Source organism: uncultured Campylobacter sp., assembly GCF_938039245.1.
Taxonomy (GTDB): Bacteria; Campylobacterota; Campylobacteria; order Campylobacterales; family Campylobacteraceae; genus Campylobacter_A.
Map to the genome: position 1 here is coordinate 62,277 of NZ_CALHVN010000005.1, position 20,885 is coordinate 83,161.

Below are 20,885 nucleotides of genomic sequence, written 5' to 3' on the forward strand. Positions count from 1 at the left end.
GCCCATTTTAGCACAACTTTGGTTATAATCTCTTTTTTTGTAAGGAAAAATTTTGGTTAGCATCGACGAAATCAGGAAAAATATTATTTTAAAAAAGGGCGTGCGCTACTTTGACTATACGGCTTCTGGCCTAGCCTACGCACCTATCGAGCGCAAGATCGCAAAATACCTAAAAACCTACGCCAACACGCACTCCGAAAGCGCCTCAAACGCGCTAAAGACGCAAAAACGCTACGAAAAAGCAAGGCAAAGCCTAAAAGACGCGCTGGGGCTTGACGAGCGATTTTATCTGATCTCTACGGGCTGCGGCGCGACCGGAGCGATAAAGAAATTTGAGGAAATCATGGGGCTTTACCTGCCGCCTATGAGCGCGAACCGTCTGGGCGAGGAGAGTCTAAAGGGCGCAAATTTGCCCCTCGTCGTCGTCTCGCCCTACGAGCACCACTCAAACGAGGTCAGCCTGCGCGAGGGGCTGTGCGAGGTCGTGCGCATACCGCTAAGCAAGAGCGGGGAGATAAATTTCGGCAGGCTCGATCAACTGCTCAAAATCAACTCAAAGCGCGAGATCATCGGCTCTTTTAGCGCAGCCTCAAACGTCACGGGGATAATCAGCGACTACAAAAAAATCTACGTGATGATGAAGCGATACGGCGCGACCGTAGCCTTTGACGCGGCTAGCCTTAGTCCGCATGACAACCTCGACGCCGACTACTTCGACGCGCTATTTCTCTCGCCGCATAAGCTTTTAGGAGGCGTAGGCAGCTGCGGACTGCTTGCGATAAAAAAAGAACTCGTAAAATCAGACAAACCGACCTTTGCCGCGGGCGGAACGGTTAGCTACGTGAGCCGCAGCTCGCATTTTTTCGCTCCTAGCGTGGAGCGCACCGAGGAGGGCGGCACCCAGCACGTGATGGGGCTGATTAGAGCCTCGCTAGCATACAGACTGCGAAACGAGGTCGGCCTAGACGTCATAAAAAGCCGCGAGGATGAGCTTGCAAAGCTATTTTGCGAGGGGCTGGATAACATCCCCGAGATCGTGAGCTATTTTCCGCGCGCAGTGCCGAGACTGCCGATTTTCGCGTTTAATGTAAAAGGCGTTTCGCCTTATGATTTTGCCGAGGCGCTAAGCCGGGACTACGGCGTGCAGACCCGCGCGGGGTGTGCGTGCGCCGGTCCGTACGGACACGATCTGCTCGGGCTAAAAGACGATCAGAAATTTGATCAAAAGCCCGGCTGGGTGCGCGTAAGCCTGCACTACTCCCACACGCAAAAAGACGTCGCATACCTGCTAAAGGCTATCAAAAAAACTATCAAAAAATTTAAAACCAAAAAGGATAAAAAATGAATAAAATTTTAGCCGCGGCCTTGTTTGCCCTTTGTGCCGTTTGCGCGCAGGCAAAGCCCTTTAGCCCCGAGCAGTACGCAAAAGTACTTCGCGAGTACAACTCCGCCGCGGGCGCAAACAACTACTTTGAAAGCGGTAGATTTAAAGAGGAATTCGAGCTTCGCAAAAAATACTGCGACGAGGGTCTAAGAGACGCCTGTGGCGATCTGGGGCTGCTCTACGTTACGGGCCTAGGCGCGCCAAGAGATAGCAAAAGAGCGGGCGAACTACTCGAATACGCCGCCAAAAACGGCGAGTTTAAGGCAATCTCGCAGTACTACGAAACAGCGCTTGACATAGCTCGCGCAGCGGAAAAGTACCCGGACGACAAGGTCACGCAGCACCTAGGAGCCGAGTTTAAAAACTCGCTGGAGCAGTGCAAAGCGTATAAAGGCGACCGCCACGTGTGCTTCCGCGCGCTGGTGATCAGCGGCATGCTGCCAAAGGGCGAGGGCGGCCTCGGGCTATCGCAGACTGAGTTTGCCAAGGCGTGGGAGGATATCGTCGTGAGCGACGTCGAGCGCAACGGCATGGACGACTCGAAGGTAAACGCGCTGGCAAAGGAGCTGGAAGGACTATCGGCGCGATAAATTTGCGGGCTTTACGGCGTAAACTTGCTTTTTTCGGTCAGGCGATCCGTCAAATTTTATCGTCCGCGCGGGTGCCTTGCTCAAATTTGACGTATTTTTACGCCCAGCTCAAATTTGCTCGGCGTTAATTTTTATGAATTTATAAAAACTTTGGAGAAAATTTAGATGCGAGATTCGCGCGAGTTTCAGGTCTTAGCGGGCGAGGTAAAAAACGTGAGATGGGATGCGGCGATGGATGAGTGCGCTTTTGAGATCGCGGGCGCGAAATTTAACGCCAAAAAGCTCAAAGAGCACCTCGTGCCTCGCGAAAATGACCGCCTAGCTATCGCCTATGACGAACAAAACGAGGTTTGGAATTTTAAAAATTTAACCTCTGGCAAGTGGCTCAAAAACTACGCTTGGCACGCGCATTTGATGATTTTTGAGGAGGCGATGATGGAGTTTTTGCCGGAGAGGCTTTACGGTCTTATCTTGGTGATACCGATCGTCTGCCTATTTAAATATCTCCCGCCGCTTGGTAATATTATCTTGCTTTTTGCAGTTATGATTTGTCTATTTGTGTTGCTACCTTTGCTCTGCATCGACGACAAAACTCCGACCGATAAGGCAAACGCGTATCTAGCTTTGAGAAATTTTTAAAAGAAGCGGATTTGTGGTTCGTCGTCAAATTCGCCCGCCCAAAAATGCTGCCAAACGCGGCAAATTCAGCGTCTATTCTTAAATTTGGCGGGCGAACGAGCGATCAAATTTATAGGTGCGCAAATTTATATCGCTCAAATTTCGGGCGCGAAAACTTAAAATTTAAAAGGATTTAGCTTGCAAGAAACGAAAAACGATTTAAACCTGCTCGGTGGCCGCATAAATTCGCTTGAGTGCGTCTATAAAGACAAAAGCGGATTTGATTATAGCTTTAGCTTGGAGGATCAATTTTTTAACGTCCGCTCGCTACAAAGTCCGCTCTTGCCGGTAAATGACGGCGACGAAACGCTGGTCGTTTGCGATAAAAAGGGGCGGGTTTTGGGGCTAAAAAACCGTTCCCTAAACTCCGCGGCCTGGTACACCTACGAGCCTAGCTCCTTTTTTGCGGCTCTGTTTTTCGCGCTATTTTTGCTGTTTGGCGCGGCAGGTGTTTGGGCGATTTTTTCGGGATTTGGCGGATGGCAGCCGCTTTTTGGCACTTTGCTTCTAGTTTTTGGTTTTGGCTCTCTTGCCTTTGCTTGGTTTAAATATCACGGCGAGGCGTCTTTGGGTTTGCGCGTTAGGTTGATGCTAGACGCCGCAAAAGAGCCCAAGGCAAACGGCGAGGTTAGCGGCGCGGTGCGAAATCTAAGGATTTTTGATACGAAAGAGAAAAACTATTTTAGCGTCACGGTCGGCGATACGTTTTTGTGGGGTAGTGGCCCTAAAAAGCGCGCTCTGGAGCTAGCAAACGGCGACGAAGCGAGCGTGAAATACGAAAATTTCAAGGTTTTAGAGATACGAAATCTCAGTAAAAATCTGACTGCGAAAAAATCGCAAGGCTTTTTTGAGAGGGGCGCTAGCTTTGTCGTGGATATCGCGATCAGCCTTTGCGCGGGACTTGTTTTGCTCTGCGCGGGAACGATGGATTTTTGGTTTTCGCCTTTTGCGGGGATTGCCGGCTTGATAATCTTGCTCGGCGGATTTGGTTTTAACGTGTTTTATAAAAAAGATTAGCCTTTGACGAGGCTTGGCAAATTTAGCGCGGAGATTTTAAATTTAAGCCAGGCCGCCGTAAATTTGACGCTCAAATTCGGCGTAAAATTTGAGTAGCGCAAGCGGACTCGCCTGTGTTTAAATTTACAAAAAACGCTTGCAAATTTGCCGGGCCCTAAATCGCTGATATAGCGGCGATAAAGCTTAAATTTAGAGCGACCTCCGTGGTTTATAGCGAGGCAAATTTACGCACGGCAAGGCTAACTGCGACCGTCAAATTTAGCCTAAATTTCGCAAAAACTCCGCGTATTCTTTAGTGCCGCGCTCTAAATCGTCCTGGCTTGATACGTAGTCCACGCCCGGAGTCTCCTCGGCGCCGTAAAATGCGAAAAAGTCGCGATAATCGGCGCGAAAATAGTATTTAAACGCAAGCTCAAACGGCACAAGAACCTCGCGCAGGCTAAAATGATAGCGTCCTTGCGAGCTGTAGTCGCTCTTTTTGATGCCCGCAGTCACGGCTAGCGCCACCTTACGCCCCGCTATGCCGTCTGAACCGCGTCCGTAGGCAAAGCCGTGCGTCATCACCGCGTCGATCCATGATTTTAAAATCGGAGGGCAGGAGAAGTTGTGAAGCGGAAACTGCAAAACAAGGGTGTCGTGGGCTCTGATGAGCTCTTGCTCGCGCGCGGCGTTGATGTTGCCGCCTGCGTAAACCTGCATCAAATCATGAACGCTATAGCGCTGCGGCTCTTTGAGAGCCTCTTGCAGCAGGCGTTTGTTTATGACCGAGTTTTGGATGTCCGGGTGGGCTAAGATGATTAGGGTTTTCATTTTTCTCCTTTTTTGATCAAGCAAATTTTATCGGACTTTGCTTAAATTTGAGCGGAGCATTGCGCAGTTTGGCGACGTAAATTTGACGTAGGTTTAGCGTATTTTTACAAAAACGCTTGCAAATTTCGCAGATTTTCTTTTATGGATGCGGGCCGGTAGAGCGTTGAGATAACGGCGATATAGTCTGGATTTAGCGTGGCGATTTGCGCGATATTTGCTGCGTTTATGCCGCCGATCGCGCAAACGGGGATTCGTAAAATTTCCTTTGCGCGCATTATAGTTTCAAATTTGCAAAGCGGAGCGTGCGGTTTGGTCGAACTTGCAAACAGGGCGCCAAATGCCGCGTAAGAAGCGCCCTCGTCCTGCGCTTTCAGGGCTAAATTTAGATCGTCGTAGCAGCTAACGCCGATGAAGGCGCCATCGCCTAGGATCTTGCGAGCTACTTTTACTCCGCCGTCGTCTTTGCCGATGTGCACGGCGTTTGTGCCTATTTTGGCGGCAAATTTTACGTCGTCGTTTATGATAAATCTCGCTCCGTAGCGCTCGCAAAGCTCTTTTAGAGCAGTCGCTATGCGCTCGTTTTTTGGCTCAAGCTTAGTGCGGTACTGTAAAAATTTCACTCCGCACTCTAGCAGTTCGCGAGTTTGCTCGAGTACGGTATTTTCGGGCGTTAGGACGTCGTCCGTGATAGCGTAAATTTTAGCCACGGTTTTCGCCCGCTGCTTTGTGATCTAGTAGCCGCATGCCGAAATTTGAGCCGTGGGCGTTTTTGATGGCGTTTGCGACAAAGGCTTTGGCGCGTCTGATCGCCGTTATCTCGTCTGCCCCGCACGCTAGAGCGCAGGCGATAGCCGCGGAGAAGCTGCAGCCCGCGCCGTGCATGATCGTAGGCTGCTCTAGCGGTTCTCCGAATTTAACTACCTCGCCGCTTTTTTTATAAAGCGTGTCCTCGCAAATCTCGCTCGTTTGCGTGCGTTTTAGCACCACGTCGCAGGGCAGATCCGCGCCTAAATTTAACCGCTCTCCGTCAAAATTTAACCCCAAAATGCGCGCTTCGTCTAAATTGGGCGTCGCGATGCGAGCGAGGCTTAAAAGCTCTTTTAGCGCGTTTATGGCGCCCTCTTGCAGCAACTTGGCGCCTGATTTCGCCACGCAGACGGGGTCTATCACGACCGGTACGCCGCGGTTTTGCTCTAGCCAGGCTTTGACGCAGGCTATGAGCTGTTCGTTAAAGAGCATGCCGATCTTTACGGCGTCAAATTTTAGCTCGGCGCAAACTGCTTCTAGCTGCGCGTTTAAAAACTCGGGCGTTACCGGCATTACCGCGCTCACGCCGCTCGTGTTTTGCGCGGTTAGAGCCGTGATCGCAGTCGCGCTGTAGCAGCCGTAGGCCTCGCAGGTTTTTATGTCGGCTTGTATGCCGGCGCCCCCGACGCTGTCGCTGCCTGCGATGATTAGGATATTTTTTTTGGGATTTTTCATTGTTTTGCCTTGAGCGGTTTTGTTAAATTTATCTTCGGGCGAATTTATTTGTCGCCAAAATCCTTGCCAAACTCGACGCCTAGCTCCTTTAAATTTACGGGGCCGTTTCCTTGCGACTCCATCGGCGCAGGCACGGTTTGCGGCTGCGTTTGAGCAGGTTGCGAGCCTAAAGAGTTTTGCTCGGTTTGATCGTTTTTGGTGGCGTTATTTTCGGTTTTTTTAGGTTTTTTCTTCGGTTCTTCTAGCTTTTTGCCGGTTAGGCACTCGTAAATTTCCGCGTGATTTTTCTTGGCCCAGTCCTCTTTGACCTCTATTTTTTGGTACTCTTTGCTAGTAGGCGAGGTAAGGCCGTTTTTGACCAGAGTTTTGTTTAAGATTTTGCTTTCGTCGCTTACTTCGCACAGCCATCTATCGCCTAGATTTTTTAGCGTGAGCACGTAGTAGTTGCGCTCGGGACGAAATATCTTTTTGATCTCTTTGTCGTAGGATTTGCCAAAAATTTCTAGCTCTTTTTTATCTTTTATGCATTTTGAGCCGTCGTAAAATTTAACGTTTGCAAGCCTGCAAGGGGCGATCACGGCGGCGTTTAGTCTAAAGACGAAGGTATCGTAGTCTAAAATTTTTTCTAGAAAAAGGACCTCTTTGGCGACTTTTTCGTGTTTGGATTTGGTTGTCTCGGTGATTTGCATGTCGGTAAACTGGGCAGCCGAATTTACCGACAGCAAGGCTAAAGCGCAAAATTTAATCAGAGTAAAAAATGCGCTTTTTTTCATTATTTCAGATCGTATTTTTCTAGTAGTTTGCCGTAGCTGCCGTCTTTTTTCATCTCGTCGAGCGCGGCGTTTATTTTAGCGATTAGATCTGCTTGCTTGCCTTTGTCAAACGCCATAGAAAAGCCCTCGCTACCGTCGTTTTCTTTGTAAAATTCCTCAAGCTCGGGATTTTTCTTTAAAAAGCCGTAACCGATCGAGCTATCAAGCACGACTGCGTCTATCTTGCCTTTTTTTAGTCCCATGATTAGCGGAACTGGATCCTCGGCAGGCACGACTTTAGCGCCTGCGATAGCGTTAGCGGCGATCTCTTGGACGGTGCCTTGTTGTACGCCCACTCTTTTGCCGTTTAGGGCGTCTTTGCTCGCGATAGCGTCGTTGCCTTTAGCGCGCAAGTAGATGTTTTCGGTCGCATAGTAAGCCTGCGTGAAATCAATCGATTTTCGTCTATCGTCGGTTGCGCTCATCGCGCTTGCTACGGCGTCGATTTTGCCAGTTTTTAAAGCTGGGATTAGGCCGTCAAAGCTCATATTTACGATCTTGTACTCAAAACCCGCGCGTTTAGCGAGCTCCGCTACTAGATCCATGTCAAAGCCCGTGATCTTGTTTTGCTCGTCCACGTACTCAAACGGCGGATAGTTAGCGGCTGTACCGATCTTTAGCTCGGCGGCGCCAAGCGTAGCTAGAGCCGCTAAAAGCAGCGCAAAAATCTTTTTCATATTCTCTCCTTTAAATTTGGTTTTAAATTTAATCCCGCGACTAGGTGCGGGCTAGCAAATTTATTTTAGGCCGTATTTTTCCATCATCTTGTCAAATTCGCCGCTCTTTTTTAGCTCCTCTATCGCGGCGTCTATCTTGCCGATTAGCTCTAGGTGCTTGCCCTTGTCAAACGCGACGGCAAAGCCCTCGGTTCCGTCAGGAAGTTTTAAAAACTCCTCCAAATCAGAGTTTTGCTTTAGATACTCGTAGCCGATCGGACTATCTGTTAGCACGACGTCGATCTTGCCCGCTTTTAGCGATAAAATCGCAGCCGCTACGTTTTCTGCAGGCACGGCTAGGTCGCCGCAGATAGATTTAGCCGCGGTCTCTTGCAATGTGCCTATTTGCGCGCTTATTTTTTTGAGATGCATATTGGTCGCATTTACGTCGGTGCCTTTTTTGCGGATGAAAAGATTATCCGAAAAATAGTAAGGCTTCGTAAAATCAACAGATTTTCGTCTCTCCTCTGTCGCGCTCATGCCGCTTAGCGCGGCGTCTATCTTGCCCGTTTTTAGGGCAGGGATCAGCCCGTCAAAGCTCATGTTTTGTATGTCGAATTTGACGCCGATTTTCTTGCCGACGGCCTCTATCATATCGATTTCAAAGCCTACTATTTTGTTGTGCTCGTCGATATACTCAAACGGCGGATAGTCCGCGCTCGAACCCACTCTTATCGTTTGTTGTACCGCTACGGGGGCTGCCTCGTTTTTTACTGCGGCGTCTTTGCTCGCTTTTTCATTCGAGCTTTGACCGCAGCCTGAAAGCATCAAAGCGGCGGCTACGAAAACTAAAAGTTTTTTAAATTTGCCGGCGGACAAAGCCGCAACGATGTTCTGTGACATTTTAACCTCCTTTTAGTGGTTTAAAATTTTACCTAGAAAATCCTGCAAACGCTGATTACTAGGGTTTTCAAATACGTTTTTAGGCGTGTCGTCCACGGCTATTTTACCACCGTGCATGAAAAATATCCTATTCGCCACGTTTTTAGCAAAGCCCATCTCGTGGGTGACGACTAGCATCGTGATGCCTTTTGCCGCGACGTCTTTCATGATGTCTAGTACCTCGCCGATCATCTCGGGATCTAGCGCGCTGGTCGGCTCGTCAAAGAGTATGACCTCGGGGTTCATCGCGAGGCTTCTAGCGATTGCTATACGCTGTTTTTGACCGCCTGAGAGCTTGTGCGGGAAGGCGTATTTTTTATCGCTTAGACCCACGCTTTTTAGCAGCTCGTCGGCTCTTTTTTCCGCGCTTTCTTTATCCAAAATCCCTGCTTTTATCGGAGCTAGGGTTAAATTTTGCAAGACGTTTTTATTTGCAAAAAGGTTAAAGTGCTGAAAAACCATGCTCACTTTTTGACGGATTTTGTTTATATCCGTTTTTTTGTCCGTTATATCCTCGCCGTTTATCTTGATGTGCCCGCCGCTTGGCTCTTCTAAGCGATTTATGCAACGTAAAAACGTGCTCTTGCCGCCGCCGCTAGGGCCTATGATAGCGATGATTTCGCCTTGTTTGATATCTACGCTGATGTCATCGAGGACGCGTAAATCGCCGTAATTTTTACTCAAATTTCTAATCTCAATCATGGCGATTTAGTCTCCTCTCTAAAATTTTAACCAAAAACGTAAAGAACTTTACGCTGACGTAGTAAACTATACCCGTGAAAATGACGGGCTCGGGGCTATAAAACACCGCTTGAAGGCTCTTGCTTTGCATAGTGATATCAATGACGCTGATGTAGCCTACGACTGAGGTCTCTTTAAATAGCGAGATAAATTCGTTCGCAAGCGCAGGCAAGATGTTTTTAGTCGCTTGCGGAAACACCACTTCGCGCATCGAGACGTAGTAGTTTAGACCCATCGCTCTTGCGGCTTCCATTTGTCCTTTATCGACGCTATTTATGCCGCTACGCACGATTTCTGCGACGTAGGCGGAGCTGTTTAGCCCAAGCGCGATCAAAGCGACGTAAAAGTTATCGCTCCAAGTCGCGAAAATCACGACCGAAAATATAAGAAGCTGCAAAATAATCGGCGTTCCGCGCAGGATATCGACGTATTCGTCGATGAGAAAGCTTAAAATTTTGATATTTAAAAACTTTAAAAACGCCAAAATAAAGCCCAGCGTCACGCCGATAGCGGTGCCGCCGATAGTGAGGCCCAGCGTCACGCCGTAGCTTTTAAGGTAAGCTAGACGTTGCGCCTCGTTTAACTCCGTCGGATAAAAATAATAAACACCCGCGGAGACGATAAGGACGAAAAACAGCGCCCTAAAAAATTTTTCGTTTAGCATTTCTTAAACCTTAAAAGTGTAATGAGGGTTAATAATACGAAAAAAAATATAAATTTAACCTTTTTTACGCGAAAAAATTATCTTTTAAACAAATTTATCATATTATCGTAACTCAAATTTAAAACCCGAGGGAAATTTATGGATTACGCTCGCTATATCGCCATCGCGCTGTATTTTGGATTTTTGCTTTTCGTGGGGCGATACTCGTATAACAAAAACGCCAATATGGGCGAATACCTGCTCGATAATCGCCGCCTAGGGCCGGTCGTAACCGCGCTAAGCGCGGGAGCTAGCGATATGAGCGGCTGGATGCTGCTTGGCGTGCCGGGCGCGCTATATGCCACGGGGCTTGCTACGATTTGGATGGTTTTGGGGCTCGTTATAGGAGCGTATTGCAACTACCTGTTTTTAGCAAAGCGCCTGCGCGTCTATACCGAGGTTGCCAGCGACAGCATCACGATTCCAGATTTTTTACAAAATCGCTTCAAGGACGAGACTAAAATTTTACGCATAGTCTCAGGACTTTTGATTTTGATATTTTTCACGCTATACGTGAGTAGCGGGATAATAGCGGGTGGCAAGAGCTTTGAGAGCTTTTTTGGATTAGATTTTAAATTCGGCGCGATCTTTACACTGGCTATCGTCGTTTTTTACACGTTTTTCGGCGGTTTTCGCGCGGTTTGCATTACGGACGCGTTTCAGGGCACGCTGATGTTTTTGGTTTTAGTCGCCGTGCCGATAGTGGCGTTTTGTAATCTAAATTTGCCTGACGGAGCTACGTTTTGGGGTGAGGTCGCCAAATACGGCAAAAACCACCTAAACGTCTTTTACGGCCAGACTTTTTTAAGCATCCTAGGACTCATGGCGTGGGGGCTTGGATATTTCGGACAGCCGCACATCATAGTTAGATTTATGGCGATACGAAGCTCAAAAGAGCTAGCCCAGGCGCGCCGCATCGGCATCGGCTGGATGGCGATAGGACTTGTAGGAGCTATGATGAGCGGGCTTATCGGCTTTGTTTATTACAGCGAGTTAAATTTGCCTCTAGCAGACCCCGAGAAGGTATTTTTGCAGCTTGGCGAGACGCTGTTTCATCCGTTTTTCGTGGGTATCATCATCTCAGCCGTACTTTCAGCTATCATGAGCACGATCTCTAGCCAGCTTTTGGTTAGCGCAAGCTCGGTGACGCAGGACTTCGTGTTTGCCTTTTATAAAAAAGAAATCTCGCAAAAAGCTCAGGTCGCCGCGGGCAGATACGCCGTCGTGGCCGTCGCGCTAGTTGCTACCGCGCTTGCTTTTAGCTTTAACGAAAGCGTGTTAAACGTCGTTGGCTACGCGTGGGCGGGTTTTGGCGCGAGCTTTGGGCCGGTGCTGCTTTTTAGCCTTTACTGGCGCAGGATGAGCGCGCTAGCGGCCTTGCTGGGTATGATAACGGGCGGAGCGACGGTGATCGCTTGGATAGCGCTTGGGCTAAATTCTTACGTTTACGAGATATTGCCGGGCTTTGCGGTTTCTTGCGTCGTGATTTATCTCACCAGTCTCTACGGCGACGCGATAGATAAGATGAGTAACGAGCCAAACTCGGCCACCGTTCAGGACGAATTTGAAAAAATGAAAACGAGGCTGTAAATGCAAAGTAGCGTAAAATGCGGTAACTGCGGCGCCGAAGTCGATGTAAATTTGGCTCTAAAAACCGAGCTTGAGCTTGAAATGAAGCAAAAAATGGCGGCAGCCAGGCGAGATTTCGACAAAGAGATCGAGATTAAGAGGGCCGAATACAAGGCGCATTTAGATGCTTTAAACGCGAAGGAAAAAGAATTTGACGCCAAATTTGCCGCAGCCATAAACGCTAAAAAAACAGAGCTTGAAAATGAAATAAAAGCAAAACTCGAGGGCGAAAATTTAAACATAGTAAACGCCCTAAAAACCGAGCTTGAAGCCAAGTCAAAGCAGATAAACGAGCTAAATTTAAAGACGCTTGAAATAGAAAAGCTAAAACGCGAAAAGAGCGAGTTTGAAAGCGCGCTGATGGCTAAAACCGAGGCCGAGCTAAGCAAGCGCCTAAACGAGGAAAAAGAGCGGCTAGGCAAGGTTCTAGCCGAGCAAAACGAGCTAAAATTTAAGCAAAAAGACGAGCAACTAGAAGCGCTAAAAAAGCAGCTAAACGAGGCGCAAAGGCGCATAGAACAGGGCAGCGAGCAACTGCAAGGCGAGACGCAAGAGCTCGCTATCGAGGCGTGGCTGCGGGAGAAGTTCGTATTTGACACCATAGACGAGGTCAAAAAGGGGGCAAACGGCGCGGACGTAATGCAGATCGTAAATACTCGCGAGGTGCAAAACTGCGGTAAAATCTACTACGAAAGCAAGCGCACGAAAAATTTCTCAAACGAATGGATAGAAAAATTTAAGGCCGATATGCGCGCATCGGGCGCCGACGTCGGAGTGCTAGTTAGCGAGGCGCGCCCGCGGGAACTAGAGCGTATGGGGCTGGTTGACGGCGTATGGGTGTGCAACTACGAGGAGTTTAAGGCGCTTTGTTTCGTGCTAAGGCAGGGCGTCGTGGAGCTAAATTTCGCTAGGAACTCCGCGCAAAACCGCTCAAACAAGATGGAGATGCTCTACTCGTATCTAGTGAGCAACGAGTTTAAGATGCGTATCGAGGCTATCGTGGAGGGCTTTTCTGCGATGAGCGAGGAGCTGGAGCGAGAGAAAAACGCGATGAAACGCATCTGGAAGAGCCGCGAAAAACAGATCGAAAAGGTGCGCGACAACGCGATCGAGATGTTTGGCTCGATAAAGGGGATCGCAGGAAATGCAATAGGGGAGATAAGGACGCTGGAGCTGGGGTTTGATGCGGGCGATTTTGATTCCCCATAAATGACGGATTTTAGAATAAATTTTTCTACGCCCGCCGCAGTCACGGACGACTAGTCCGCTTCTTTGCGGGTAAGAAAAATTTATTTAAACTACGCCTATTTTGTCTAGAATATTTGTCTCATATCCTACTAAATTTACAAATTTGCTCTGCTAAAATTTTAAAAACGAAAGGCTCAAATTTGAGTGATTATGATTTGCCTAAAGGCGCCAGGCTTGATGACGATGAGAAGGTTCTGTATTGCTATCAAAATATAAGTTATTTTTTTGTCGTTAGGATGCTTATTTACATGTTTTTGCTATTCGTTTTGTTTAATATCATAGACAGCAGTATATTGTCTATAATTGTCATATCCGCCGTTTCAGTTTTTCTATTTTACATTATGTATTGCGAGATATTAAATTATAAAAGGCAATGCATATATATTACCAATCAAAATTTTATTACCGGAAATAATATAAAAACAAAAAAAGAGGAAATATCATATTTCTATACAATTTATGTATTCGGATATCGTCCCGTAATCGTCCTTTATAAAAATAAAAAGTTTTTGTATTTTTTATTTGTTGAGGATGATGTAAATTTTAAAACTGCGATGAGCGCTATTTACGACATCTCGCTTAATGAAGATTTTAAATTTGATTTAGGTAGCGGAGCGTATGGATTCGCCAAGAGCTATGCGATAAGGAAATTAATAAAATAGTGCAAATACGCAAAAGCATATTGATTACACTTGTTTGGTGCGCCACAGCCGCGCTATATATTTTAAATTTGCAACAGGGCTAAATCTGTAAATTTGACTCGGCCAAAATTTAAAAACCCAGCGAAGTTCTGCTTTAGCTTCACTGCGTTCGCTACCGCTCAAAGCAGCTTGCAAGCAAGAGGAGACTGCTGAGCTTGCAACCGCTAAGCAGGGCGAGCAGCTTAAACTCCATCAATACAAAAGCAAAATGACGTCAAATTTTTACAAATTAAATTTTTACGTTTTCAAGATGAGGGTCTAGGCGAGTAAAATTTTTCAAATTTAGCCTCAAATTTAGTTTGCATCGACCTGAATTTTATACTTGCCGCAGCGGGTGCAACGAAACAGATGGCCCGCCGTATCGCCGCCCGCGACGGGGTAGCCTTACTAGTAAGCGACGGGTTGCCACCTTTGGCGGATTTTGCTAAATTTGCTAGGCTTCAAAGCTACGATTTACCCGCGCATTTACTATAAAACAAATAGGCAAGAGCACAAAGAAGCTAAATTTCGCCGACAAAGACTAAATAAAATCTAAAGTATATTCGCAAGATTTTTAAAATGATTGAAATTTAGAGGATGGTGGGTTCACCAGGACTCGAACCTGGGACCATCCGGTTATGAGCCGGATGCTCTAACCAACTGAGCTATGAACCCGCCAGCTGAAGTGAAGTTGTGATTATAGCAACGCAAAGCTTATTTACTGCTAAATTTTGATTTAAAAACGCAAAAATGTATAATACGCCAAATTTAATCCAAGGTAAAAGATGAACGAAAATTTAAACGATTTCATAGACGCATTTTTACTTGACGGCGGCGAGCAGAACCAAAAGGCGCTAATCGCAGCGCTAAAAAAGGCCGAGTTTTTAGCGCCCGTACTCATAAACCAAGCCTTAGTAAAACCGGGCGGCAGCGCAGTTTACGAAGAAGAGGGCTCAAATATAAAATTCGTCCTGCTTGAAGACGAGGAGAGCGGACTTAGATATTTCCCCGCGTTTTCTAGCAGGGCTGAGATGATGAAATGGCGAAACGACGCCGAGCAAGAGGCGATAAATCTGCGCCTAAAAGACTACGCCGCGATGATAGAAGGCGGCGAGGGCAAATATGCGGGCGTCGTGATAGACGCGTTTTCGCATAGTTTGATTTTGGATTTAGCAAAGCTAAAAGCGATTTGCGCGGAGTAAATTTAGCTAAATTTGGATGCTTATTTTTGCTCTTAAAGTTGCCGATTTTTAAGCATAAGAGCAAAATTTAGCCGCTTAATCTGCAAAAAACGCCGATTTTAGCGGAGTTTTAAATTTGCGCCCAGCCCGCTCTTGCCGCATTTTACGAAAATAGGCGAAATTTAATAAATTTAGTAAAATCTGCCTAAATGCGCTTTTAAACGCAATCTAGCAGACAATAGACGCTAGCTGGCGGCAAATCCAAAGGCGCATCGCCAAAGCGTAAATTTAAGGAGAAAAAATGAAAGATTTTAGGCAAAGATACGTCGCGCTACAAAAGGCGTTTTGGGATTCTGACGGCGGCGCGGCTAGCGTTTTGGCGCTATATGAGTTCAAGGACGAGCTGGAAAAATGCGATGAAAAAGAGGCAAAAGCCGTGCTGGTCGATGTTTACTATCTACTGGAGCTTAAAAAGAGTGCCTACGAGTTGCTTGATAAAATTTGCGACCCCAAAGATAAAAAACAGCTAAAAAGGCTCGGGTATCTAAAACAATACGCCCTAGACGGCGACGAGGACGCGATAAAACGCCCAAAAACCGCGAGCAAGGCAGCGCGCGCGAGCAAAAAGCCAAAAGCAGCGCCTCATTTTCGCTATTACCCGGATCCCGTTAAATCTGGCGTGTTTAAGGACGATATAAGCGTGGTTTGCGAGTGCTGCGAGCAGGAGACGGACGTTTATTATTGCGGTCACGTTTATAGCGAAAGCGACGTGAAATACCTCTGCCCGCACTGCATAGCTAACGGCAAGGCTGCGGCGAAATTTGACGCTACCTTCGTCCAAGACGCAGACGAACTGCCTAGCGGCGCGGCTAATGCGCAGGCTAAGACGGACGAGCTTTTTAAAAGGACGCCCGGGTATTTTTGCTGGCAAGGAGAGCAGTGGCTTACGTGCTGCGATGATTACTGCGAGTTTTTGGGCGACGTGGGCACGAAAGAACTGCGCAAGATGGGTATAGCAGACGAGGTCCTTGCCCAGTACGCTAAACGCGGCGAATACGACGCCCATACCGTGCGAGAATACCTGGAAGCGGGCGGCTTCATGGCGGGATATTTGTTCCGCTGTCTGCATTGCGGTAAATATAAAATCAACGTCGATGCGGAGTAAGACTACGGTATAAGCGCCGTAAACTCGCGCTCGGTTTTAAATTTGCGCGATTTGCTCATCGGCTTGCGTTTTTATGACGATTTTGCTTTAAATCTACGATACCGCAAAATAAATTTATGCCGCTTTGCTTGCGTAAATTCGCGCTTTGGCATAAATTTACTTGCCTAGTTTTCGGGCGTTTAAATTTATTAAAAGGCGCTGGGTTAGCTTGACGTTTTGCGCTATTTTGCTTGCCGCAAATTTTAGATTTTTTTTATTTACCAAGAGCGGTAAAACAGAGCCTATCGCTATCTAATCAAACTAGACGCACCGTTAAAAGGCGGCGCAAATAATCTACGTTTGAGCAAAATTAGCGTCCGCATCGCTATATCCGCAAACGACGGCTTTGGCATTTAAGGTAAGTCAAATTTTAGCCTCGTATCGCAAAATTCGGCAACCCGCCGCGCAGCTAGCGCAATCTAGTCTTTGCGGCTAGCGTTTATGCGTAGCGTAATTTATTTGTGGCGCATGTAGGCTTATCTTTTTGCGCACCGTGCATGCCCTTAAATTTAGCCTAAAAGATCGTCTTACGCCGCAAAGACCGTTTTTACCGCGGGCAGCAGTCAGGCGCAGCTTAAACGGCATTTAGTCGCCCGGCCAAAGCCTGCGCGCAGGCAAACGCAAAGTGCAGGTTGTAGCCGCCGAGCATCCCCGTTACGTTTAAAACTTCGCCGATAAAATAAAGCCCGCGCACTCCCTTTACGCCGCAGTCTGCCTCTAGCGCGTCCGTGTCTACGCCGCCTTTCGTGACTTCTGCTCGCTCAAAGCCAAACGTCCCCGCAGGCGCGAATCGGTAGCTAAAAAGTCGTGAAATTTTCTCTCGCTCGGCTTGGGCGTACTTGCCGTACGGCTTGTCGCTAAGCCCCGCCGCCCGTAAAAACCCTAGCGTAAAACGGCGCGGTAGCGGCAGGACGGTGCTGAGCTGTTTTTTGCTTTTTTGCGCGGTTTCGATGTTAAAATTCGGGCAAAAATTTATCTCGATCAGGCCTTTTTGCCAAAAAAGCGAAGCGTTTAGCACGGCCGGGCCGCTTATGCCTTTATGTGTGAAAAGCACGTCGCCTGCGATTTCAATCCGCTTTTTTTGACTAGATTTCCAGGCTTTTGCATCGCCGTTTAAAATTTCGACGCCGTTAAATTCTATCTCTTGCGAGGCGTTAAATTTAGCGTCCGACTCGTAAAAATTTAGGTTTTTATCCAAAGTCGCTTCGTTTGCCGCTAAATTTAGCTCTAAAATTTCGCCGTTTTGTCTTGATGCAGCAAGCGTTACGACTTTTTGCGAATCTAAATCGCCTGTTTGTAAGGGCGCGGACTTGTTGCTTGACTGCTTTAAATTTGCGCCGATAATTTTTCGGCATACGCTAAATTTATCCGCGCTCACATCCGCGTCGCCGCTTTTACTTTGCGAGTAGGATTTGCTCTCGCCGCCGCTTTTTTGCGGCGCTCGTTCCAGCAAAATCTGCGCCGGAAAGCAAACTCCGCTTAGATTCTTAAACCAAAATTCCTCTTTTTGCACGGTAAATCCCACGAGTGCGGGAGCTGGCGGGATGACTTTGATGCCAAAGCTTCGCGCTATTTCGTAGCCGATGTCGCTTGCGCCTAGGCTTTTGTAGCTTAGTCCGCCGCTAGCTACGACGAGATTTTTGGCGTAAAATTTATCGCCGTTTTCGGCGACGATCTCGAAAATTTCGTCTAAATTTCGCCTGACGTTTTGTAAATTTGACGCGTCGCTGCCGCAAGAACCCTCAAATTTGTCGCCGTTTAGCGCCGAAAAAGCGTCCGCAATTTCGCCGTTTTCATCGGTAAAAGTTTTTCTCGCGCTTTTTACGCAAACGCCGCAAAATATTTGCGCTCCGCTTTGTCTAGCGCGCTTTAAAAGCACGCCCAAAACGTCTTTTGCACCGCTTTTGCAGAAAAATTGGCTTTGTTTTTGCTCGTTAAATTTTAGCTCGCCGAAAAAATTTAAAACGTCTTTGAAGTCTAGATTTTTTAGGATATTTTTGACGAAATTTGCGTCGCCGAGGTAGTTTGACGCGTCGATACGGCGGTTTGTGACGTTGCACCTGCCGCCGCCGCTAGCTAGGATTTTCTTGCCGGGAGTTGCGTTTTTTTCCAGTACGACGACGCTTTTACCGCGTAAATTCGCCGCCAAAAATAGCCCTGCCGCGCCCGCTCCGATTATCAAAACGTCGTAAATTTTGCAAATTTTAGCCATCATAAAACCTTAAAATTTACGCACGGCAAAGCTAGCTAAAATCAAAGGCTGTTTTTTAGCGCTAGAAATTTTTGCTCTTGCGCTTCGTCTAGTTTCATTTTTTCGTTGCGATTTACGAAAAGCTTAAATATCGCGTTGCGGTTCGCGTCGTAAAAGTGCAGGCTGTGTCCGAGAAAACCCATAAATTTAGTGCTTACAAAGCCGATAGCGCAAACCGCGTCCCCTTTTAGATGGCCGCCTAAAAATCCGCTTTTGCCGCTAAAATTTAAAAACCCCTGCGCTCGCTTTGGCGCTTGGACGCTCGTTTTTATCTCGATGATAAACTCGGGCGTATTTTTGATAAAAAGCATCTCGCCCCAAGTGCTGATTTCTTCAAAAATTTTCATCAAATTTTCTGCGCCGACCAGCTTAAATTCGTCATCGCCGCGGTACTGTAAGATATCGTATTCGCGTACGTTTAGTTGTTTAGCCGCGTCGTAAACGGACATCTTTTTATCCTCGAAAAGCTCGTCTATACGTTTTTTTAGATCGCTCATTTTGGTCCTTTTTGGGATTAGATTTTGATAATGGTATTTAAAAATAGCTAAAAACCCGCTAAATTTGCGCGTTTTGCGCCCTTGCATTTAAAGCGCCGATCAAGCCGCAAATTTAGTCGCCGGGCGCGGACGATTTTTTAAATTTGCTCCGTCCGCAAACTCGTTAAACGCCTAAAAACCGCTTTATCTCCGCCTCGTTAGTGAGCTTGGAGTTGTATTTTACGACGAGATTTTGCGCGTTTTTGTAGCATTCTACGACGCCTCTTTGCTTTTCGACCTCGGCCATATCGGCATTTACGTCCGCAGGTAGGTAGATGTTTTTAAAGATATTGGGATTATCTAGCCACTTTAGCGAGACCAGCCACGCTATGCAAAGCGCGGTAACTATGGCCGCTAGCGCGTCTAGGCCGTAAAAGTTAAGCACCGCTCCGCCTCCGATGCCGCCGATAAAATTTCCCATGTAGCCAAAAGAGTTAAAGATGCCTAGAGCCGCGCCTTTTTGGCTAACCTTGCTAAATTTGGACGCCATTGATTGCAAGATCGGTTCATGCAGGTTAAAGCCGATAAAAAATATAATCACACCTGCGTAAAATAGCGGTTTGTGTCCGAGCGAGAGCGCGAAAAGCCCGTAGCTAGCGACGAAAAGCGATACGCCGATGATTAAAATTTGCTTTGTGATGCGCCTTGTTTCGCCCACCGCGCCTCCTACGCCCATAGCGATAAAGCCAAATGCCGTAGCGACGGCGTAAATGCCGCTTAGATCGCTTTTTTGCATACCAAAGTAGCGCACGACGGCGATGGGAATGATGATAAAAGCCGCCGACATCAGCATTTTTTGCATGAAATTGCTAACGTTCATCAGGAGCAAATTTCTATTTGCAAGCAGCTTTAGCGCGGGAGTTTTGGCCTGAGAGTGCGCGATTTTAGGCTCTTTACCCACGGCCGTGTATAAAAGTACGATACAAACAACCGTAACCGCGATCGAGAGGTAAAAGAGGCTTGAAAGCCCGTATCTGTGGCTAAGGATCGGAGAAAGAATCATCGAAAGCGTAAAGCTAAGGCCGATAAACGCGCCCATCATCGCCATCGCGTGTCCGCGCACTTCCTCTTTAGTCATATCGCTCATAAACGCCGTAGCAACCGCTCCTATCGCGCCCGCGCCCTGGATAAATCTACCCAAAATCATCGTGTAGATATCGGTAGCAACCGCGCAGATAGCAGCTCCGGCGATAAAGACGAGTAGGCCCGCTAGCATCGAGCTTTTACGCCCGAAGCGGTCTGAAATATAGCCGAAAACCACCTGAAACGCGATTTGCGAAATCGCGTAAACGCCGATGAGAACGCCCACTAGAAACTCGGTCGCTCCCTCAAGCTCGAGCGCGTAGACGCTGATAACCGGCAAAATGATAAAGAGTCCGAAAAACCTGCTGCCGATGATGAAAGATAGGGGCAAAGCGCTTTTTACTATCATAAATTTCCTTTTTTTAAAAGGAGTGATTCTACCCGAATTTTGATAATACGTAAATTAAAGCCGAATTTGATAAAATGCGCGGGTTAAAAAAATAGCATAGCGAAGTATTTTTGATTATTTTTACGGTTGCGTAGATGAAATTTTGCGTAGGCTAGGCACGTAGCCTGTCTGGCGAAATTTTAGCAAACTACGTAAAAAGAACCAAAAAGACAAGCTAGAAAAAGGAAAAATTTTGAAAATAGTTTTAGCGACATCCAACTCCGACAAAGTACGCGAAATAAAAGATTTTTTAAAAGATTACGAAATTTACGCATTGCGCGAAATTTGCGAGCCGTTTGAGATCGTCGAGGACGGCGCGACTTTCGCCGCAAACGCGCTAATCAAAGCTCGCGCCGTGCAGGCTAAACTGCGCGAGCTAAATTTGGCGGACGAGTTTATCGCGCTAAGCGACGATAGCGGCATCAGCGTGGACGCTCTTGGCGGCAGGCCCGGGATTTATTCGGCGAGATTTAGCGATATGAATGAGCAGGGGCAGATAACGGGCAAAAGCGCGACCGATGCTAGCAACCGCACAAAGCTGATCTCGGAGCTAAAAGCGCTAAATTTAACCAGCTCGCCCGCGTTTTACACCGCTTGTATCGCGGTTAGCTCAAAGTTTGGCGATTTCACGGCGCACGGCTTTATGCACGGCACGGCGATTTGCCAGGAGCGCGGCAGCAACGGCTTTGGCTACGATAGCCTCTTTATCCCCAAAGGCTTTACGCACACGCTTGGCGAGCTAGATGATGCCGCGAAGCTAAAAATCTCGCACCGCTCAAAGGGGCTAGAGCTCATAAAATACGTATTAAAGAGCCTTGAGAGAAAATTTGGGCTCTAAATTTAGAGCGCGAAAGAGAAAGCAAATTTGCG

General features: G+C 47.3%; 21 protein-coding genes, 1 tRNA gene and 1 pseudogene. 10 read left to right on the plus strand and 13 right to left on the minus strand.

What is annotated here, in order from left to right; translation table 11 throughout:
* Window positions 1-52: 52 nt before the first annotated feature.
* The 4 genes from Q0218_RS01535 to Q0218_RS01550 all read left to right on the plus strand — a co-directional run bounded on the left by Q0218_RS01535 (window position 53) and on the right by Q0218_RS01550 (window position 3,669).
* A complete protein-coding gene (locus Q0218_RS01535) occupies window positions 53-1,345 on the plus strand; it encodes an aminotransferase class V-fold PLP-dependent enzyme (RefSeq protein ID WP_122862677.1) in 1,293 nt (430 codons plus the stop codon).
* Window positions 1,342-1,974 carry a sel1 repeat family protein gene (locus tag Q0218_RS01540; RefSeq protein WP_122862678.1) on the plus strand — a complete coding sequence of 211 codons (633 nt, stop codon included), beginning with the start codon at window positions 1,342-1,344 and terminating at the stop codon, window positions 1,972-1,974. The genes Q0218_RS01535 and Q0218_RS01540 overlap by 4 nt, the downstream gene beginning before the upstream one ends.
* A gap of 165 nt (window positions 1,975-2,139) precedes the next feature.
* Window positions 2,140-2,613, plus strand: a complete 474-nt coding sequence (locus tag Q0218_RS01545) for a hypothetical protein (RefSeq protein WP_122862679.1) — start codon at window positions 2,140-2,142, stop codon at window positions 2,611-2,613.
* Between the two features lie 177 nt (window positions 2,614-2,790).
* Complete coding sequence (locus tag Q0218_RS01550) at window positions 2,791-3,669, plus strand: hypothetical protein (RefSeq protein ID WP_232037851.1); 879 nt, start codon at window positions 2,791-2,793, stop codon at window positions 3,667-3,669.
* Between the two features lie 258 nt (window positions 3,670-3,927).
* Here Q0218_RS01550 and Q0218_RS01555 read toward each other — a convergent pair whose 3' ends face one another.
* From Q0218_RS01555 to Q0218_RS01590, 8 genes are all read right to left on the minus strand, one after another.
* Complete coding sequence (locus Q0218_RS01555; protein ID WP_297965603.1) at window positions 3,928-4,479, minus strand: NAD(P)H-dependent oxidoreductase; 552 nt, start codon at window positions 4,477-4,479, stop codon at window positions 3,928-3,930.
* A gap of 104 nt (window positions 4,480-4,583) precedes the next feature.
* A complete protein-coding gene (thiE, locus tag Q0218_RS01560; protein WP_297965605.1) occupies window positions 4,584-5,186 on the minus strand; it encodes a thiamine phosphate synthase in 603 nt (200 codons plus the stop codon).
* Complete coding sequence (gene thiD / locus Q0218_RS01565) at window positions 5,179-5,961, minus strand: bifunctional hydroxymethylpyrimidine kinase/phosphomethylpyrimidine kinase (RefSeq protein ID WP_297965607.1); 783 nt, start codon at window positions 5,959-5,961, stop codon at window positions 5,179-5,181. Before thiD ends, thiE begins: the two co-directional genes overlap by 8 nt.
* A 44-nt stretch (window positions 5,962-6,005) precedes the next feature.
* Window positions 6,006-6,734 carry a hypothetical protein gene (locus Q0218_RS01570; protein ID WP_297965609.1) on the minus strand — a complete coding sequence of 243 codons (729 nt, stop codon included), beginning with the start codon at window positions 6,732-6,734 and terminating at the stop codon, window positions 6,006-6,008.
* On the minus strand, window positions 6,734-7,450 hold the full coding sequence (locus tag Q0218_RS01575) for a basic amino acid ABC transporter substrate-binding protein (RefSeq protein ID WP_297965611.1): 717 nt from the start codon (window positions 7,448-7,450) through the stop codon (window positions 6,734-6,736). Before Q0218_RS01575 ends, Q0218_RS01570 begins: the two co-directional genes overlap by 1 nt.
* A gap of 60 nt (window positions 7,451-7,510) precedes the next feature.
* Window positions 7,511-8,332 carry a basic amino acid ABC transporter substrate-binding protein gene (locus Q0218_RS01580; RefSeq protein WP_297965613.1) on the minus strand — a complete coding sequence of 274 codons (822 nt, stop codon included), beginning with the start codon at window positions 8,330-8,332 and terminating at the stop codon, window positions 7,511-7,513.
* A gap of 12 nt (window positions 8,333-8,344) precedes the next feature.
* Window positions 8,345-9,073 carry an amino acid ABC transporter ATP-binding protein gene (locus tag Q0218_RS01585; RefSeq protein WP_002948421.1) on the minus strand — a complete coding sequence of 243 codons (729 nt, stop codon included), beginning with the start codon at window positions 9,071-9,073 and terminating at the stop codon, window positions 8,345-8,347.
* Window positions 9,066-9,776 (minus strand): amino acid ABC transporter permease, encoded by a 711-nt coding sequence (locus Q0218_RS01590; RefSeq protein WP_122862687.1) that lies wholly within the window; start codon window positions 9,774-9,776, stop codon window positions 9,066-9,068. The genes Q0218_RS01585 and Q0218_RS01590 overlap by 8 nt, the downstream gene beginning before the upstream one ends.
* 138 nt (window positions 9,777-9,914) lie before the next feature.
* Here Q0218_RS01590 and putP point away from each other — a divergent pair, with 138 nt between their 5' ends.
* The 3 genes from putP (at window position 9,915) to Q0218_RS01605 (ending at window position 13,354) form a co-directional block, all read left to right on the plus strand.
* Window positions 9,915-11,405 carry a sodium/proline symporter PutP gene (gene putP, locus Q0218_RS01595; protein ID WP_297965616.1) on the plus strand — a complete coding sequence of 497 codons (1,491 nt, stop codon included), beginning with the start codon at window positions 9,915-9,917 and terminating at the stop codon, window positions 11,403-11,405.
* Window positions 11,406-12,653: a DUF2130 domain-containing protein gene (locus Q0218_RS01600; RefSeq protein WP_297965618.1), complete on the plus strand. Its 1,248-nt coding sequence runs from the start codon at window positions 11,406-11,408 to the stop codon at window positions 12,651-12,653.
* A 179-nt stretch (window positions 12,654-12,832) separates the two neighbouring features.
* Window positions 12,833-13,354 carry a hypothetical protein gene (locus Q0218_RS01605; protein WP_297965620.1) on the plus strand — a complete coding sequence of 174 codons (522 nt, stop codon included), beginning with the start codon at window positions 12,833-12,835 and terminating at the stop codon, window positions 13,352-13,354.
* A gap of 616 nt (window positions 13,355-13,970) precedes the next feature.
* On the opposite strand, the gene Q0218_RS01610 is transcribed toward Q0218_RS01605, so the two are convergent.
* A tRNA-Ile gene (locus Q0218_RS01610) sits at window positions 13,971-14,047 on the minus strand.
* A gap of 110 nt (window positions 14,048-14,157) precedes the next feature.
* Between Q0218_RS01610 and Q0218_RS01615 the strand changes: the two genes are divergently transcribed.
* The gene (locus tag Q0218_RS01615) at window positions 14,158-14,574 is read left to right on the plus strand and encodes an SseB family protein (protein WP_297965622.1); all 417 of its coding nucleotides are present in this window, start codon (window positions 14,158-14,160) and stop codon (window positions 14,572-14,574) included.
* Window positions 14,575-14,854: 280 nt separating this feature from the next.
* On the plus strand, window positions 14,855-15,718 hold the full coding sequence (locus tag Q0218_RS01620; protein WP_297965624.1) for a CbrC family protein: 864 nt from the start codon (window positions 14,855-14,857) through the stop codon (window positions 15,716-15,718).
* Window positions 15,719-16,331: 613 nt separating this feature from the next.
* Here Q0218_RS01620 and Q0218_RS11945 read toward each other — a convergent pair.
* The 4 genes and pseudogenes from Q0218_RS11945 to Q0218_RS01635 all read right to left on the minus strand — a co-directional run bounded on the left by Q0218_RS11945 (window position 16,332) and on the right by Q0218_RS01635 (window position 19,973).
* On the minus strand, window positions 16,332-17,135 hold the full coding sequence (locus Q0218_RS11945) for an NAD(P)/FAD-dependent oxidoreductase (protein ID WP_366517404.1): 804 nt from the start codon (window positions 17,133-17,135) through the stop codon (window positions 16,332-16,334).
* Window positions 17,136-17,210: 75 nt separating this feature from the next.
* Window positions 17,211-17,969 (minus strand): annotated as a pseudogene (locus Q0218_RS11950) (NAD(P)/FAD-dependent oxidoreductase); the annotation flags it as partial.
* A 41-nt stretch (window positions 17,970-18,010) separates the two neighbouring features.
* Entirely contained in the window at window positions 18,011-18,505 is a 495-nt protein-coding gene (gene hutX, locus Q0218_RS01630) for a heme utilization cystosolic carrier protein HutX (protein WP_297965628.1), read from the minus strand.
* Between the two features lie 163 nt (window positions 18,506-18,668).
* Window positions 18,669-19,973 carry an MFS transporter gene (locus Q0218_RS01635; RefSeq protein ID WP_297965668.1) on the minus strand — a complete coding sequence of 435 codons (1,305 nt, stop codon included), beginning with the start codon at window positions 19,971-19,973 and terminating at the stop codon, window positions 18,669-18,671.
* Between the two features lie 235 nt (window positions 19,974-20,208).
* Here Q0218_RS01635 and Q0218_RS01640 point away from each other — a divergent pair, with 235 nt between their 5' ends.
* Window positions 20,209-20,853, plus strand: a complete 645-nt coding sequence (locus Q0218_RS01640; RefSeq protein ID WP_297965630.1) for a non-canonical purine NTP pyrophosphatase — start codon at window positions 20,209-20,211, stop codon at window positions 20,851-20,853.
* Window positions 20,854-20,885 lie beyond the last annotated feature (32 nt).